Source organism: Escherichia ruysiae (genome assembly GCF_031323975.1).
GTDB classification, from domain to species: domain Bacteria; phylum Pseudomonadota; class Gammaproteobacteria; order Enterobacterales; family Enterobacteriaceae; genus Escherichia; species Escherichia ruysiae.
In genome coordinates this window covers 1142102-1156869 of record NZ_JAVIWS010000001.1, presented here as the reverse complement: position 1 = coordinate 1156869, position 14768 = coordinate 1142102, and the positions used below count along the sequence as shown (strand labels likewise).

Below are 14768 nucleotides of genomic sequence, written 5' to 3'. Positions count from 1 at the left end.
CCCCAAAGATAAAACTGGCATCGAACCAGGTTCAGACAGAAAGGTCCCTAATGAGCTGGATTGAACGAATTAAAAGCAACATTACTCCCACCCGCAAGGCAAGCATTCCTGAAGGTGTGTGGACTAAGTGTGATAGCTGCGGTCAGGTTTTATACCGTGCAGAGCTGGAACGTAATCTTGAGGTCTGTCCGAAGTGTGACCATCACATGCGTATGACGGCGCGTAATCGCCTGCATAGCCTGTTAGATGAAGGAAGCCTTGTGGAGCTGGGTAGCGAGCTTGAGCCGAAAGATGTGCTGAAGTTCCGTGACTCCAAAAAGTATAAAGATCGTCTGGCATCAGCACAGAAAGAAACCGGCGAAAAAGACGCGCTGGTCGTAATGAAAGGCACTCTGTATGGAATGCCGGTCGTTGCTGCTGCCTTCGAATTTGCCTTTATGGGCGGTTCAATGGGATCCGTAGTGGGTGCTCGTTTTGTGCGTGCCGTTGAGCAGGCGCTGGAAGACAACTGCCCGCTTATCTGCTTTTCCGCCTCTGGTGGCGCACGTATGCAAGAGGCGCTGATGTCGCTGATGCAGATGGCGAAAACCTCTGCGGCGCTGGCGAAAATGCAAGAGCGCGGTCTGCCGTACATTTCCGTGCTGACCGATCCGACCATGGGCGGTGTTTCTGCAAGTTTCGCGATGCTTGGCGATCTCAATATTGCTGAACCGAAAGCGTTGATCGGCTTTGCCGGCCCGCGTGTGATTGAACAGACCGTTCGCGAAAAACTGCCGCCGGGATTCCAGCGCAGTGAGTTCCTGATCGAAAAAGGCGCGATCGACATGATCGTCCGCCGTCCGGAAATGCGCCTGAAACTGGCGAGCATTCTGGCGAAGCTGATGAATCTGCCAGCGCCAAATCCTGAAGCGCCACGTGAAGGCGAAGTGGTGCCACCAGCACCGGATCAGGAACCTGAGGCCTGATAACTGATAAGGGCAGGGCCGCTGGCTCTGCCCTTTTGCTATTATCCCCGTAATGAATCAGCGGATACCATGATTATCAAACGCACACCTCAAGCCGCGTCGCCTTTGGCTTCGTGGCTTTCTTATCTGGAAAACCTGCACAGTAAGACTATCGATCTCGGCCTTGAGCGCGTAAGCCAGGTGGCAGCGCATCTCGGCGTTCTGAAACCAGCACCGTTTGTGTTTACCGTTGCAGGTACGAATGGCAAAGGCACAACCTGCCGCACGCTGGAATCGATACTCATGGCGGCAGGGTACAAAGTGGGGGTTTACAGTTCGCCGCATCTGGTGCGTTATACCGAGCGCGTTCGTGTACAGGGTCAGGAACTACCAGAATCGGCCCACACCGCCTCTTTTGCTGAGATTGAATCGGCACGCGGTGATATTTCCCTGACCTATTTTGAATACGGCACGTTGTCGGCGCTGTGGCTGTTTAAACAGGCGCAACTTGATGTGGTAATTCTGGAAGTGGGGCTGGGTGGTCGTCTGGATGCCACCAATATTGTCGATGCTGATGTGGCTGTGGTGACCAGCATTGCGCTGGATCATACCGACTGGCTGGGGCCAGATCGCGAAAGCATTGGTCGCGAGAAAGCGGGGATCTTCCGCAGTGAAAGACCGGCGATCGTTGGTGAACCTGAAATGCCGTACACCATCGCCGATGTAGCGCATGAGAAGGGCGCACTGTTGCGACGTCGAGGCGTAGAGTGGAATTATTTCGTCAGCGACCATGACTGGTCGTTTACCGACGCAAACGGTACGCTGGAAAACCTGCCGTTACCGCTTGTCCCACAACCGAATGCCGCAACGGCGCTGGCTGCGCTGCGTGCCAGCGGTCTGGAGGTCAGTGAACAGGCAATTCGCGATGGCATTGCCAGCGCAATTTTGCCGGGACGTTTCCAGATTGTGAGCGAGTCGCCACGCGTCATTTTTGATGTCGCCCATAATCCCCATGCGGCAGAATATCTTACCGGGCGTATGAAAGCGTTACCGAAAAACGGGCGCGTACTGGCAGTAATCGGTATGCTACATGATAAAGATATTGCTGGTACATTGGCCTGGTTGAAAAGCGTGGTGGATGACTGGTATTGTGCGCCACTGGAAGGGCCGCGCGGTGCCACGGCAGAACAACTGCTTGAGCATTTGGGTAACGGCAAATCATTTGATAGCGTTGCGCAGGCATGGGATGCCGCAATGGCAGACGCTAAACCGGAAGATACCGTGCTGGTGTGTGGTTCATTCCACACGGTCGCACATGTCATGGAAGTGATTGACGCGAGGAGAAGCGGTGGCGAGTAAGTTTCAGAATCGGTTAGTTGGCACAATAGTGCTGGTGGCGCTGGGAGTGATTGTGCTGCCAGGGCTGCTGGACGGGCAGAAAAAACATTATCAGGATGAGTTCGCGGCAATCCCGCTGGTGCCTAAAGCGGGCGATCGTGATGAGCCTGATATGATGCCAGCCGCTACCCAGGCATTGCCGACACAGCCGCCGGAAGGGGCTGCAGAGGAGGTGCGTGCGGGCGATGCTGCGGCACCTTCGCTCGATCCGGCAATCATTGCAGCCAATAATACCGAGTTTGAACCGGAACCTGCACCGGTCGCTCCGCCGAAGCCGAAACCGGTGGAACCGCCTAAACCGAAAGTGGAAGCACCTGCGCCGAAGCCAGAACCGAAACCGGTCGTGGAGGAAAAAGCTGCACCGACGGGTAAAGCGTATGTTGTGCAACTGGGTGCGCTGAAAAATGCCGACAAAGTGAATGAGATTGTTGGTAAATTGCGCGGTGCGGGATACCGGGTTTATACGTCGCCGTCAACGCCAGTACAGGGTAAAATTACCCGTATTCTGGTTGGGCCGGATGCCTCGAAAGAGAAGCTGAAAGGCTCGCTGGGTGAGCTGAAGCAACTTTCTGGCTTAAGCGGCGTGGTAATGGGCTATACGCCGAATTAATACGGTTTTGCCTGATGCGACGCTGGCGCGTCTTATCAGGCCTACGCAGGGGTAGAACCGTAGGTCGGATAAGGCGTTTATGCCGCATCCGACATGTATTGCCCGATGCCGCAAAGGCAAAAAAAAACGATGGCGTTGAATGTTTTTTCAGCGCCATTTTTATTGATGCGCGGGAAGGAAATCCCTACGCAAACGTTTTCTTTTTCTGTTAGAATGCGCCCCGAACAGGATGACAGGGCGTAAAATCGTGGGACACATATGGTCTGGATTGATTACGCCATAATCGCGGTGATTGCTTTTTCCTCTCTGGTTAGCCTGATCCGTGGCTTTGTTCGTGAAGCGTTATCGCTGGTGACATGGGGTTGTGCTTTCTTTGTCGCCAGTCATTACTACACTTACCTGTCAGTCTGGTTTACGGGCTTTGAAGACGAACTGGTTCGAAATGGGATTGCCATCGCGGTACTGTTTATTGCCACACTTATCGTTGGCGCTATCGTGAACTTCGTGATAGGCCAGCTAGTGGAGAAAACAGGGTTGTCAGGCACCGATCGGGTGCTGGGCGTCTGTTTCGGTGCGTTGCGTGGTGTGCTGATTGTTGCTGCCATTCTTTTCTTTCTTGACTCCTTTACCGGAGTGTCGAAAAGCGAAGACTGGAGCAAATCACAGCTGATTCCACAGTTCAGTTTTATCATCAGATGGTTTTTTGATTATCTGCAAAGCTCGTCAAGTTTCTTGCCCAGAGCGTAAGTGCTCTGAGATGTGGCTTAACGAGGAAAAAGACGTATGTGCGGTATTGTCGGTATCGCCGGTGTTATGCCGGTTAACCAATCGATTTATGATGCCTTAACGGTGCTTCAGCATCGCGGTCAGGATGCCGCCGGCATCATCACCATTGATGCCAATAACTGCTTCCGTTTGCGTAAAGCGAACGGGCTGGTGAGCGATGTATTTGAAGCTCGCCATATGCAGCGTTTACAGGGCAATATGGGCATTGGTCATGTGCGTTACCCTACGGCTGGCAGCTCCAGCGCCTCTGAAGCACAGCCGTTTTACGTTAACTCCCCGTATGGCATCACGCTTGCCCATAATGGCAATCTGACTAATGCTCACGAGTTGCGTAAAAAGCTGTTTGAAGAAAAACGCCGCCACATCAACACCACTTCCGACTCGGAAATTCTGCTCAATATCTTCGCCAGCGAACTGGACAACTTTCGCCATTATCCGCTGGAAGCCGACAACATTTTTGCTGCCATTGCCGCCACAAACCGCCTGATCCGTGGCGCGTATGCCTGTGTGGCGATGATTATCGGTCACGGTATGGTTGCTTTCCGCGATCCTAACGGCATTCGTCCGCTGGTGTTAGGAAAACGCGATATTGATGAGAATCGCACAGAATATATGGTCGCTTCTGAAAGCGTTGCGCTCGACACCCTGGGCTTTGAGTTCCTGCGTGATGTCGCACCGGGTGAAGCGATTTACATCACTGAAGATGGTCAGTTGTTTACCCGCCAGTGTGCCGATAATCCAGTCAGCAATCCATGCCTGTTTGAGTATGTTTACTTTGCCCGCCCGGACTCGTTCATCGACAAAATTTCCGTTTACAGCGCCCGCGTCAATATGGGAACAAAGCTTGGCGAAAAAATCGCCCGTGAATGGGAAGATCTGGATATCGACGTGGTTATTCCGATCCCGGAAACTTCCTGCGATATTGCACTGGAAATTGCTCGTATTCTGGGTAAACCGTACCGTCAGGGGTTTGTCAAAAATCGTTACGTTGGTCGCACCTTTATCATGCCGGGTCAGCAACTGCGTCGTAAGTCCGTGCGTCGTAAACTGAACGCTAACCGCGCCGAGTTCCGCGATAAAAACGTCCTGCTGGTCGATGACTCTATCGTCCGTGGCACCACCTCTGAGCAAATTATCGAGATGGCGCGTGAAGCCGGAGCGAAGAAAGTGTACCTCGCTTCTGCGGCACCGGAAATCCGCTTCCCGAACGTTTACGGTATTGATATGCCGAGCGCCACGGAGCTTATCGCCCACGGTCGTGAAGTGGATGAAATTCGCCAGATCATCGGTGCTGACGGTCTGATTTTCCAGGATCTGAACGATCTGATCGAAGCCGTTCGCGCTGAAAACCCGGATATCCAGCAGTTTGAATGCTCGGTGTTCAACGGCGTTTACGTCACCAAAGATGTTGATCAGGGCTACCTCGATTTCCTCGATACTTTACGTAATGACGACGCCAAAGCAGTGCAACGTCAGAACGAAGTGGAAAATCTCGAAATGCATAACGAAGGATGATGCCTTCACGCAGGGTGCCGGTCTGGCACCCTGACTTGCAACTCCTGCCGAAATCCTGCAAAGTCTGCCTGCAAGTCTGACAGGGCAACTCTTTATGAAACGACTCATTGTGGGCATCAGCGGTGCCAGCGGCGCGATTTATGGCGTGCGCTTATTACAGGTTCTGCGTGATGTCGCAGATATCGAAACGCATCTGGTGATGAGCCAGGCAGCGCGCCAGACCTTATCCCTCGAAACGGATTTTTCCCTGCGCGAAGTGCAGGCATTTGCCGATGTCACGCACGATGCGCGCGATATTGCCGCCAGCATCTCTTCCGGTTCTTTCCAGACACTGGGGATGGTGATTTTACCCTGTTCAATCAAAACACTGTCCGGTATTGTCCATAGCTATACTGATGGCTTACTGACCCGTGCGGCAGATGTGGTGCTGAAAGAGCGTCGTCCGTTGGTGCTCTGCGTGCGTGAAACTCCGTTGCACTTAGGCCACCTGCGTTTAATGACTCAGGCGGCAGAAATCGGTGCGGTGATTATGCCTCCCGTTCCGGCGTTTTATCATCGCCCGCAATCCCTTGATGATGTGATAAATCAGACGGTTAACCGTGTTCTTGACCAGTTTGCGATAACCCTTCCTGAAGACCTCTTTGCCCGCTGGCAGGGCGCATAATTCCGCTGTTGCCCTGTTTCAGGGCAATTTTGCAACCGCGATCAAATCCTCGACATTTTGTTCCTGCCATTCAATCGAAACGCTGCGATTCAACCGCCATACCTGCTATCTTCAACTTTAGGACAATAGTGCAACGTCTTATTAACATATTTAACGTTGAATGTTAATGTTGCCGTCAAGATGGCATAAGACCTGCATGAAAGAGCCTGCAAACACACAACACAATACACAACATAAAAAAGCCATTTCACTTGAGGGTTATGTATGAAGAAGTCGATTCTCGCTCTGTCTTTGTTAGTCGGTATTTCCGCAGCGGCCTCCAGCTATGCGGCGCTACCGGAGACGGTACGTATCGGAACGGATACCACCTATGCACCGTTCTCATCGAAAGATGCCAAAGGTGACTTTGTTGGCTTTGATATCGATCTCGGTAACGAGATGTGCAAACGGATGCAGGTGAAATGTACCTGGGTTGCCAGTGACTTTGATGCGCTGATCCCCTCACTGAAAGCGAAAAAAATCGACGCCATTATTTCGTCGCTCTCCATTACTGATAAACGTCAGCAGGAGATTGCCTTCTCTGACAAGTTGTACGCCGCAGATTCTCGTTTGATTGCCGCCAAAGGTTCGCCGATCCAGCCGACGCTGGATTCACTGAAAGGTAAACATGTTGGCGTGCTGCAAGGCTCTACCCAGGAAGCGTATGCCAATGATAACTGGCGTAGTAAAGGCGTCGATGTGGTGGCCTATGCTAACCAGGATTTGGTCTATTCCGATCTGGATGCAGGCCGTCTGGATGCCGCTTTGCAGGACGAAGTCGCGGCCAGCGAAGGATTCCTCAAGCAACCTGCCGGTAAAGAGTTCGCCTTTGCTGGCTCATCAGTGAAAGACAAAAAATACTTCGGTGATGGTACAGGCGTAGGGCTACGTAAAGATGATGCCGAACTGAAAGCCGCTTTTGATAAGGCGCTTGGCGAACTGCGTCAGGACGGCACTTACGACAAGATGGCGAAAAAGTATTTCGACTTTAATGTCTACGGTGACTGATACGTCGCTGGGAAGCTGTACCTGATGGAATGATCATCATGGTCCACGCCAGGTTTGTTGCACTATCGTGGTGCATTGAAATGCATACTTAAGCATTTTTAATGAAAAATAATACGTCTAACGGGGCGGGATATTTTGCCTTGATGGTCAATTTTATGGCACGATAAGTGTAACAAACCTGTAAATATTCCCTATAAAAAGACTGTCAGTTGAGGACATTATGAAAAAACTGGTGCTATCGCTCTCTCTGGTTCTGGCCTTCTCCAGCGCAACTGCGGCATTTGCTGCGATTCCGCAAAACATCCGCATCGGTACCGACCCGACCTATGCGCCATTTGAATCAAAAAATTCACAAGGCGAACTGGTTGGCTTCGATATCGATCTTGCGAAGGAGTTGTGCAAGCGCATCAATACGCAATGTACGTTTGTCGAAAACCCGCTGGATGCGTTAATCCCGTCCTTAAAAGCGAAGAAGATTGACGCCATCATGTCATCGCTTTCCATTACGGAAAAACGTCAGCAAGAAATTGCCTTCACCGACAAACTGTACGCTGCCGATTCTCGTCTGGTGGTGGCGAAAAATTCCGACATTCAGCCGACAGTCGAGTTGCTGAAAGGCAAGCGGGTAGGCGTATTGCAGGGCACCACCCAGGAGACATTTGGTAATGAACACTGGGCGCCCAAAGGCATTGAAATCGTCTCTTATCAGGGGCAGGACAACATTTATTCTGACCTGACTGCCGGACGTATTGATGCCGCGTTCCAGGATGAGGTCGCTGCCAGCGAAGGTTTCCTCAAACAACCCGTCGGTAAAGATTACAAATTCGGTGGCCCGTCTGTTAAAGATGAAAAACTGTTTGGCGTAGGCACCGGCATGGGTCTGCGCAAAGAAGATAACGAACTGCGCGAGGCACTGAACAAAGCCTTTGCCGAAATGCGCGCTGACGGTACTTACGAGAAACTGGCGAAAAAGTACTTCGATTTTGATGTTTATGGTGGTTAATCGCCATCGGTGAAGGAAAGCCCGCTCCCTTCGGGTAACCGGAGGGAGACAAGAGGCGGTAATTCACCACACACGACAGGACAGGCTGCATGTTGTATGGGTTTTCAGGTGTTATTTTACAGGGTGCGCTCGTCACGCTGGAGCTGGCTATCAGCTCTGTAGTGCTCGCTGTAATCATCGGTTTAATTGGCGCTGGCGGTAAGCTCTCGCAAAATCGGCTTTCGGGGCTGATTTTCGAAGGATACACCACGCTGATTCGTGGCGTGCCGGACTTGGTGTTGATGCTGCTGATTTTCTACGGTTTGCAGATTGCGCTAAACACGGTGACGGAGGCGATGGGCGTCGGGCAGATTGATATCGACCCGATGGTCGCCGGCATTATCACTCTCGGTTTTATCTACGGTGCTTATTTTACCGAAACGTTCCGTGGCGCGTTTATGGCAGTGCCGAAAGGACATATAGAGGCGGCGACGGCGTTCGGTTTTACTCGTGGGCAAGTGTTTCGGCGGATCATGTTTCCGGCGATGATGCGTTACGCCCTGCCGGGGATTGGCAACAACTGGCAGGTAATCCTCAAATCTACAGCCCTGGTTTCGTTACTCGGCCTGGAAGATGTGGTCAAAGCCACGCAGTTGGCAGGAAAAAGTACCTGGGAACCGTTCTATTTCGCCATCGTCTGTGGCGTGATTTATCTGGTTTTCACCACCGTTTCCAATGGTGTGCTGCTGTTCCTTGAGCGCCGCTATTCCGTGGGTGTGAAGAGGGCTGACCTGTGATCGAAATCTTACATGAATACTGGAAACCACTGCTGTGGACCGATGGTTATCGTTTTACCGGCGTGGCGATCACCCTGTGGCTGCTGATTTTGTCGGTAGTGATAGGCGGAATTCTGGCGCTGTTTCTGGCGATTGGTCGCGTCTCAAGTAATAAATACATCCAGTTTCCAATCTGGTTATTTACCTATATTTTTCGCGGTACGCCGCTGTATGTTCAGCTGCTGGTGTTCTATTCTGGCATGTACACGCTGGAGATTGTTAAGGGCACCGAGTTCCTTAATGCCTTTTTCCGCAGTGGCCTGAACTGTACCGTGCTGGCGCTGACGCTCAACACCTGTGCTTACACCACTGAGATTTTTGCCGGGGCGATCCGTTCGGTGCCGCACGGGGAAATCGAAGCCGCCAGAGCCTACGGTTTCTCAAGCTTTAAAATGTATCGCTGCATTATTTTGCCATCGGCGCTGCGTATTGCGTTACCGGCCTACAGCAACGAAGTGATCCTGATGTTGCATTCTACTGCGCTGGCTTTTACCGCCACAGTGCCGGATCTGCTGAAAATTGCCCGCGATATCAACGCCGCCACGTATCAACCATTTACCGCCTTCGGCATTGCCGCTGTGCTCTATTTAATTATCTCTTATGTCCTGATAAGCCTGTTCCGTAAAGCGGAAAAACGCTGGTTGCAGCATGTGAAACCTTCTTCAACGCACTGAGAATACGATGTCCGAGAATAAATTAAACGTTATCGATTTGCACAAACGCTACGGTGAACATGAAGTGCTGAAAGGGGTCTCTCTGCAAGCGAACGCCGGAGATGTGATAAGCATCATCGGAGCGTCGGGATCGGGGAAAAGTACCTTTCTGCGTTGCATTAACTTCCTCGAAAAACCGAGCGAAGGATCGATCGTGGTTAACGGCCAGACCATCAATCTGGTGCGTGATAAAGACGGCCAACTCAAAGTCGCCGATAAAAATCAGCTGCGCTTACTGCGCACACGCCTGACGATGGTGTTCCAGCACTTCAATCTCTGGAGCCACATGACGGTACTGGAAAACGTCATGGAAGCGCCGATTCAGGTGCTGGGTCTGAGTAAGCACGAAGCACGCGAGCGGGCGGTGAAGTATCTGGCGAAAGTCGGCATAGACGAACGTGCGCAGGGGAAATATCCGGTGCATCTTTCCGGCGGTCAGCAACAGCGTGTTTCCATCGCAAGGGCGCTGGCAATGGAACCGGAGGTTCTGCTGTTTGATGAACCCACCTCGGCGCTCGATCCTGAACTGGTAGGCGAAGTGTTGCGTATTATGCAGCAGCTCGCAGAAGAGGGAAAAACGATGGTTGTAGTGACCCACGAAATGGGCTTTGCCCGCCACGTCTCCACGCATGTAATTTTTCTTCATCAAGGGAAAATTGAAGAAGAGGGGGCGCCAGAACAGTTATTCGGCAACCCGCAAAGTCCGCGTCTGCAACAGTTCCTTAAAGGTTCGCTGAAATAATTACCTCTCCGGTGGCTAATGCTGCCGGAGTATTTTCAGGGGAAATTTGCGAGTCAGCTTCCGCTGAAATGTAAAAGTTGCAGTCCGCTAAAAATACTTCTGAATTCGCTGTCCAAAGATAAAAACTGCCTGCTGCATTAGCTATTAAGGATGGGTATTGTCACGTCATCTTAAATTTGAGGGGTGACGGAACGCCATGACAATATCGACAACTTCCACGCTGCATGATGCGGTATTTAAATCTTTTTTACGCCATCCAGACACCGCGCGGGATTTTATTGATATTCATCTTCCCGCACCGCTGCGCAAACTGTGTGATTTAACGACGCTCAAACTGGAACCTAACAGTTTTATTGATGAAGACCTGCGGCAATATTATTCCGACCTCTTGTGGTCTGTGAAAACGCAGGAGGGCGCGGGCTATATTTATGTAGTGATAGAGCACCAAAGTAAGCCAGAAGAATTAATGGCTTTTCGCATGATGCGCTATTCCATCGCGGCAATGCAAAACCATCTTGATGCGGGCTATAAAGAGCTTCCGTTGGTGATCCCGATGCTGTTTTATCATGGTTGCAGGAGTCCTTACCCTTATTCTCTCTGCTGGCTTGATGAATTTGCGGAGCCAGCTATAGCCCGCAAAATTTATTCATCGGCTTTTCCGCTGGTGGATATTACCGTAGTGCCGGATGACGAGATTATGCAACATCGCAAAATGGCGTTGTTGGAATTAATTCAGAAACATATCCGTCAGCGCGATCTGTTGGGATTAGTCGATCAAATTGTTTCGCTGCTAGTTACAGGGAACACTAATGACAGACAGCTAAAAGCTCTGTTTAATTACGTATTACAAACAGGGGATGCCCAGCGTTTCCGAGCATTTATTGGTGAGATAGCGGAACGTGCACCACAAGAAAAGGAGAAACTGATGACCATTGCTGACAGATTACGTGAAGAAGGGCGGAATGATGGATTAATTCTGGGCAAACGTGAAGAAGCCCTGCGTATTGCTCAGGAGATGTTGGAGAGAGGTTTAGACAGAGAGTTAGTTCTGATGCTGACCCGACTTTCGCCAGACGATCTTATCGCGCAAAGCTACTAATCCTGTAACGCCGGGAGTTAACTGGCGGATGTTTGCAGTAAACCACATCAGCGAACGACATCCGCCAGCGCCTCTTCTAAATCGTACCAGCGAAACGCAAAACCCGCTTCTTCCAGCCGTTTTGGCAACGCACGTTGTCCGCCCAAGACCAGAACCGATGATTCCCCCATCAGCAAGCGAATAGCTGTGGCAGGGACGCGCAAAATCGCCGGGCGATGCAGCGCATGACCAAGCGCATGGGCAAATTGTTCATTGTGTACCGGATATGGCGAGACCATATTAAATGGCCCGCGCAGATCGTTATCCAGCAGCCAGAGAATACCGTTGACCATATCATCAATATGAATCCAGGCCAGATACTGCCGACCGGAGCCAATCGAACCGCCCAGGCCAAGGCGAAACGGAGGCAGCATTTTACCGAGGATACCGCCATCCGAAGCCAGTACTACGCCGGTACGCAGCAGGCACACTCGTGTTTTGTCGCTTTGCGCCCGACAGGCAATTTCCTCCCAACGGGCGCAGAGTTTATGGGTAAATTCGTTATGTGGCGGTTCTTCTTCGGTGACCACGACTTCACCTAAGTCACCATAATATCCCGCCGCCGAGCCGGAAATGAGCACTGACGGCGGCGTGTCGCTGGCGTTAATCAAATCTACCAGTTTTTGCGTTATATTCCAGCGGCTTTGGCAGAGGCGATCTTTTTGCTCGCGAGTCCAGCGTTTATCGGCTATTGGTTCACCGGCCAGATTGATCACCGCATCAACGCCGTTGAGGTTGCTTTGATCGGCAAGCTCTTGCCATAGTGTCACCTGGGAGCCGAGAACTGAGCTGGCTTTCTGCGGGTTACGTGTTACAACCGTGACCTGATGGCCCAGTTCCAACAAACGTGGGATTAAATGACGACCAATTAATCCCGTTCCTCCAGTGATCACTATGTTCATGCAGCCTCCCGATATGGCGGTTAACGCTGCCAGCGTAAGGTCATGGATACCGAATCCGCGTAGCGCAGCGCGTGCAGTTTATCGATCTCCACTTCAGCATACGTCACCCAGTGATGTTCACGTGCGATATCGAGCACATCCTGAGTTAATTTTTCCAGCAAAGAGAAACGGTTATTCTCTACATGCTGAATAATGTTTTTCGTTACGGTGCGATAATTCAGCGCATCGTTGATATCTTCACTGGTTCGCGCTTTATCGGCGGGGTAGTGGATCGTCACATTGATAACAATATCCTGACGGTTGTTAATCTCTTCGTCCTTAATGCCAATAAACGTTCGTAAACGAAGGTTCTTTATCCGAATAATCGCGGCAGGTTGTGCCATTGCAGGTTCTCCGTTGTTTTATTTAGGATTAAATAATACACGAGAACCAGGTTCTGTTAACTATTCGAAATCTCATCATTTACTTGTGCTTTTAGTAGCGCCTGCCCGGTAGCAGGACGTGAGCGGATTCGTTCATACCAGTTTTTTACTGCCGGATACATTGCGAGTTCAATTCGCTGGCGAGTCCAGGCATTAACCCACGGCCAACAGGCAATATCTGCAATGCTGTAGTTTTCACCGCCCAGCCAGGGCGAGTTTTCCAGGCGCTTATTCAATACATGATACAGACGCTGAGTTTCAACCTGATAACGCTCAATTGCATAGGGAATAGTCTGTGGCGCTGCATGATTAAAATGGTGATTTTGCCCGAGCATCGGCCCCAGGCCTCCAACCTGCCAGAATAACCACTGTAATGTAGTGGCGCGCTCACGCGGTTGATGACCTAAAAATAGCCCTGTTTTTTCCGCCAGATACAACAAAATCGCACCTGATTCAAAGAGGCTTAATGGTTCTCCGCCGTCAGTCGGGGCATGATCAACAATCGCCGGAATTTTATTGTTGGGCGAAATGAGCAAAAACTCCGGGCGAAACTGACCACCTTTACCGAGGTCAACTTTGATTAAGCGATAATCCAGTCCCGCCTCTTCGAGAAACAACGTAATTTTGTGACCATTCGGCGTTGGGGCGAAATAGAGATCGATCATTGCAGCTCCGGTTATCTAATAATCTGAACACATCAAGTATAGAAAGCGCAGCGACTTGTGTAAGTTTTCATCAAGTCACCGTGACAAAAAGGCTCTATAGTTTGATAGCAAGCCCATTTATCGCTGAGGACATAATGAGTAAACCTGCTATCACGCTGTGGTCAGATGCCCATTTTTTCTCCCCTTATGTGTTATCCGCCTGGGTGGCGTTGCAGGAGAAAGGCCTGCCTTTTCATATAAAAACCATCAACCTCGACAGCGGTGAACATTTGCGGCCGACGTGGCAAGGTTACGGACAGACACGGCGCGTGCCGTTGTTACAAATTGATGATTTTGAGTTGAGTGAATCCTCTGCCATTGCAGAATATCTGGAGGATCGTTTTGCGCCGCCGACCTGGGAGCGCATTTATCCGCTTGATTTACAAAATCGGGCGCGAGCACGGCAGATTCAGGCCTGGTTACGCAGCGATCTGATGCCCATCCGCGAAGAACGTTCGACGGATGTTGTCTTTGCTGGTGCGAAAAAAGCGCCACTAACGGCGGAGGGAAAAGCCAGTGTAGAGAAACTGTTCGCGATGGCAGAACATTTACTGGCACATAACCAGCCGAATCTGTTTGGTGAGTGGTGTATTGCGGATACTGATTTGGCGTTAATGATTAACCGCCTGGTATTACAGGGTGATGAGGTGCCGGAACGTCTGGTGGATTATGCAGCATTCCAGTGGCAGAGGGCTTCAGTTCAGCGTTTTATTGCACTTTCGGCGAAGCAATCTGGCTGATAGAGGCGATAGAATCCAGTATCATAGCTTACGTTTTTTCGACGAGGAGTGAGTGATGAAACTGATGTTTGCATCGGACATTCATGGGTCGTTACCGGCGACGGAACGTGTTCTGGATTTGTTTGCCCAGAGCGGAGCTCAGTGGCTGGTGATTCTTGGCGACGTGCTGAATCATGGCCCGAGAAACGCCCTGCCTGAAGGGTATGCGCCAGCCAAAGTAGCCGAACGGCTGAATGAGGTGGCGCATAAAGTTATCGCCGTGCGCGGCAACTGCGATAGCGAAGTGGATCAGATGCTGCTGCACTTCCCGATAACCGCACCGTGGCAACAGGTATTACTGGAAAAACAACGTCTGTTTCTGACGCATGGTCATCTGTTTGGCCCGGATAATCTGCCGACTTTAAACCAGAACGACGTGTTGGTGTACGGTCATACCCATCTACCAGTGGCGGAACAGCGGGGTGAAATCTTCCACTTTAACCCCGGTTCGGTAAGCATCCCGAAAGGCGGTTATCCGGCGAGCTATGGCATGTTGGATGATGACGTACTAAGCGTAATCGCACTCAATGATCAAAGTATCATTGCGCAGATCGCGATTAATCCGTAATTTACCCACAACTCAAAA

Annotated in this window: 17 protein-coding genes; 14 read left to right on the top strand and 3 right to left on the bottom strand. The window is 51.0% G+C overall.

What is annotated here, in order from left to right:
* Positions 1 to 50: 50 nt before the first annotated feature.
* The 12 genes from accD to rpnB all read left to right on the top strand — a co-directional run bounded on the left by accD (position 51) and on the right by rpnB (position 11336).
* Complete coding sequence (gene accD / locus RGV86_RS05845; protein ID WP_000118402.1) at positions 51 to 965, top strand: acetyl-CoA carboxylase, carboxyltransferase subunit beta; 915 nt, start codon at positions 51 to 53, stop codon at positions 963 to 965.
* A gap of 69 nt (positions 966 to 1034) precedes the next feature.
* The gene (gene folC, locus RGV86_RS05840) at positions 1035 to 2303 is read left to right on the top strand and encodes a bifunctional tetrahydrofolate synthase/dihydrofolate synthase (RefSeq protein WP_137598263.1); all 1269 of its coding nucleotides are present in this window, start codon (positions 1035 to 1037) and stop codon (positions 2301 to 2303) included.
* Positions 2293 to 2952, top strand: coding sequence for a cell division protein DedD (gene dedD / locus RGV86_RS05835; RefSeq protein ID WP_000146983.1), 660 nt, complete (start codon positions 2293 to 2295; stop codon positions 2950 to 2952). The genes folC and dedD overlap by 11 nt, the downstream gene beginning before the upstream one ends.
* Before the next feature lie 258 nt (positions 2953 to 3210).
* Positions 3211 to 3699 (top strand): colicin V production protein, encoded by a 489-nt coding sequence (gene cvpA, locus RGV86_RS05830; RefSeq protein ID WP_000262113.1) that lies wholly within the window; start codon positions 3211 to 3213, stop codon positions 3697 to 3699.
* A 36-nt stretch (positions 3700 to 3735) separates the two neighbouring features.
* Entirely contained in the window at positions 3736 to 5253 is a 1518-nt protein-coding gene (purF, locus tag RGV86_RS05825) for an amidophosphoribosyltransferase (RefSeq protein ID WP_000334227.1), read from the top strand.
* Positions 5254 to 5347: 94 nt separating this feature from the next.
* Positions 5348 to 5917 carry a flavin prenyltransferase UbiX gene (ubiX, locus tag RGV86_RS05820; RefSeq protein ID WP_085460974.1) on the top strand — a complete coding sequence of 190 codons (570 nt, stop codon included), beginning with the start codon at positions 5348 to 5350 and terminating at the stop codon, positions 5915 to 5917.
* A 264-nt stretch (positions 5918 to 6181) separates the two neighbouring features.
* Positions 6182 to 6964, top strand: a complete 783-nt coding sequence (gene argT / locus RGV86_RS05815; protein ID WP_000748236.1) for a lysine/arginine/ornithine ABC transporter substrate-binding protein ArgT — start codon at positions 6182 to 6184, stop codon at positions 6962 to 6964.
* Between the two features lie 220 nt (positions 6965 to 7184).
* On the top strand, positions 7185 to 7967 hold the full coding sequence (gene hisJ / locus RGV86_RS05810; protein ID WP_000737617.1) for a histidine ABC transporter substrate-binding protein HisJ: 783 nt from the start codon (positions 7185 to 7187) through the stop codon (positions 7965 to 7967).
* An 89-nt stretch (positions 7968 to 8056) separates the two neighbouring features.
* A complete protein-coding gene (gene hisQ, locus RGV86_RS05805) occupies positions 8057 to 8743 on the top strand; it encodes a histidine ABC transporter permease HisQ (RefSeq protein ID WP_000965518.1) in 687 nt (228 codons plus the stop codon).
* The gene (locus RGV86_RS05800) at positions 8740 to 9456 is read left to right on the top strand and encodes an ABC transporter permease (RefSeq protein ID WP_000569947.1); all 717 of its coding nucleotides are present in this window, start codon (positions 8740 to 8742) and stop codon (positions 9454 to 9456) included. Before hisQ ends, RGV86_RS05800 begins: the two co-directional genes overlap by 4 nt.
* Before the next feature lie 7 nt (positions 9457 to 9463).
* Positions 9464 to 10237: a histidine ABC transporter ATP-binding protein HisP gene (gene hisP / locus RGV86_RS05795; protein WP_309508399.1), complete on the top strand. Its 774-nt coding sequence runs from the start codon at positions 9464 to 9466 to the stop codon at positions 10235 to 10237.
* Between the two features lie 196 nt (positions 10238 to 10433).
* On the top strand, positions 10434 to 11336 hold the full coding sequence (rpnB, locus tag RGV86_RS05790) for a recombination-promoting nuclease RpnB (RefSeq protein ID WP_309508400.1): 903 nt from the start codon (positions 10434 to 10436) through the stop codon (positions 11334 to 11336).
* A 47-nt stretch (positions 11337 to 11383) separates the two neighbouring features.
* On the opposite strand, the gene RGV86_RS05785 is transcribed toward rpnB, so the two are convergent.
* The 3 genes from RGV86_RS05785 to yfcG are packed head-to-tail and all read right to left on the bottom strand — an operon-like array spanning position 11384 to position 13364.
* Complete coding sequence (locus RGV86_RS05785; protein ID WP_309508401.1) at positions 11384 to 12277, bottom strand: TIGR01777 family oxidoreductase; 894 nt, start codon at positions 12275 to 12277, stop codon at positions 11384 to 11386.
* 20 nt (positions 12278 to 12297) lie between these two features.
* Positions 12298 to 12660, bottom strand: coding sequence for a dihydroneopterin triphosphate 2'-epimerase (gene folX / locus RGV86_RS05780; protein WP_000068453.1), 363 nt, complete (start codon positions 12658 to 12660; stop codon positions 12298 to 12300).
* Between the two features lie 56 nt (positions 12661 to 12716).
* Positions 12717 to 13364 carry a GSH-dependent disulfide bond oxidoreductase gene (gene yfcG / locus RGV86_RS05775; protein WP_085460972.1) on the bottom strand — a complete coding sequence of 216 codons (648 nt, stop codon included), beginning with the start codon at positions 13362 to 13364 and terminating at the stop codon, positions 12717 to 12719.
* A gap of 134 nt (positions 13365 to 13498) precedes the next feature.
* On the opposite strand from yfcG, the gene yfcF reads away from it, so the two are divergent.
* The gene (gene yfcF, locus RGV86_RS05770; RefSeq protein WP_000042423.1) at positions 13499 to 14143 is read left to right on the top strand and encodes a glutathione transferase; all 645 of its coding nucleotides are present in this window, start codon (positions 13499 to 13501) and stop codon (positions 14141 to 14143) included.
* A 55-nt stretch (positions 14144 to 14198) separates the two neighbouring features.
* Positions 14199 to 14750, top strand: coding sequence for a phosphodiesterase (gene yfcE, locus RGV86_RS05765; RefSeq protein ID WP_010346680.1), 552 nt, complete (start codon positions 14199 to 14201; stop codon positions 14748 to 14750).
* The last annotated feature ends 18 nt before the right edge of the window (positions 14751 to 14768 follow it).

Coding starts and splice junctions, on each gene's coding strand:
- accD (WP_000118402.1), top strand. CDS start 51: ATGAGCTGGATTGAACGAATTAAAAGCAACATTACTCCCACCCGCAAG.
- folC (WP_137598263.1), top strand. CDS start 1,035: ATGATTATCAAACGCACACCTCAAGCCGCGTCGCCTTTGGCTTCGTGG.
- cvpA (WP_000262113.1), top strand. CDS start 3,211: ATGGTCTGGATTGATTACGCCATAATCGCGGTGATTGCTTTTTCCTCT.
- purF (WP_000334227.1), top strand. CDS start 3,736: ATGTGCGGTATTGTCGGTATCGCCGGTGTTATGCCGGTTAACCAATCG.
- ubiX (WP_085460974.1), top strand. CDS start 5,348: ATGAAACGACTCATTGTGGGCATCAGCGGTGCCAGCGGCGCGATTTAT.
- argT (WP_000748236.1), top strand. CDS start 6,182: ATGAAGAAGTCGATTCTCGCTCTGTCTTTGTTAGTCGGTATTTCCGCA.
- hisJ (WP_000737617.1), top strand. CDS start 7,185: ATGAAAAAACTGGTGCTATCGCTCTCTCTGGTTCTGGCCTTCTCCAGC.
- hisQ (WP_000965518.1), top strand. CDS start 8,057: ATGTTGTATGGGTTTTCAGGTGTTATTTTACAGGGTGCGCTCGTCACG.
- hisP (WP_309508399.1), top strand. CDS start 9,464: ATGTCCGAGAATAAATTAAACGTTATCGATTTGCACAAACGCTACGGT.
- rpnB (WP_309508400.1), top strand. CDS start 10,434: ATGACAATATCGACAACTTCCACGCTGCATGATGCGGTATTTAAATCT.
- RGV86_RS05785 (WP_309508401.1), bottom strand. CDS start 12,277: ATGAACATAGTGATCACTGGAGGAACGGGATTAATTGGTCGTCATTTA.
- folX (WP_000068453.1), bottom strand. CDS start 12,660: ATGGCACAACCTGCCGCGATTATTCGGATAAAGAACCTTCGTTTACGA.
- yfcG (WP_085460972.1), bottom strand. CDS start 13,364: ATGATCGATCTCTATTTCGCCCCAACGCCGAATGGTCACAAAATTACG.
- yfcF (WP_000042423.1), top strand. CDS start 13,499: ATGAGTAAACCTGCTATCACGCTGTGGTCAGATGCCCATTTTTTCTCC.
- yfcE (WP_010346680.1), top strand. CDS start 14,199: ATGAAACTGATGTTTGCATCGGACATTCATGGGTCGTTACCGGCGACG.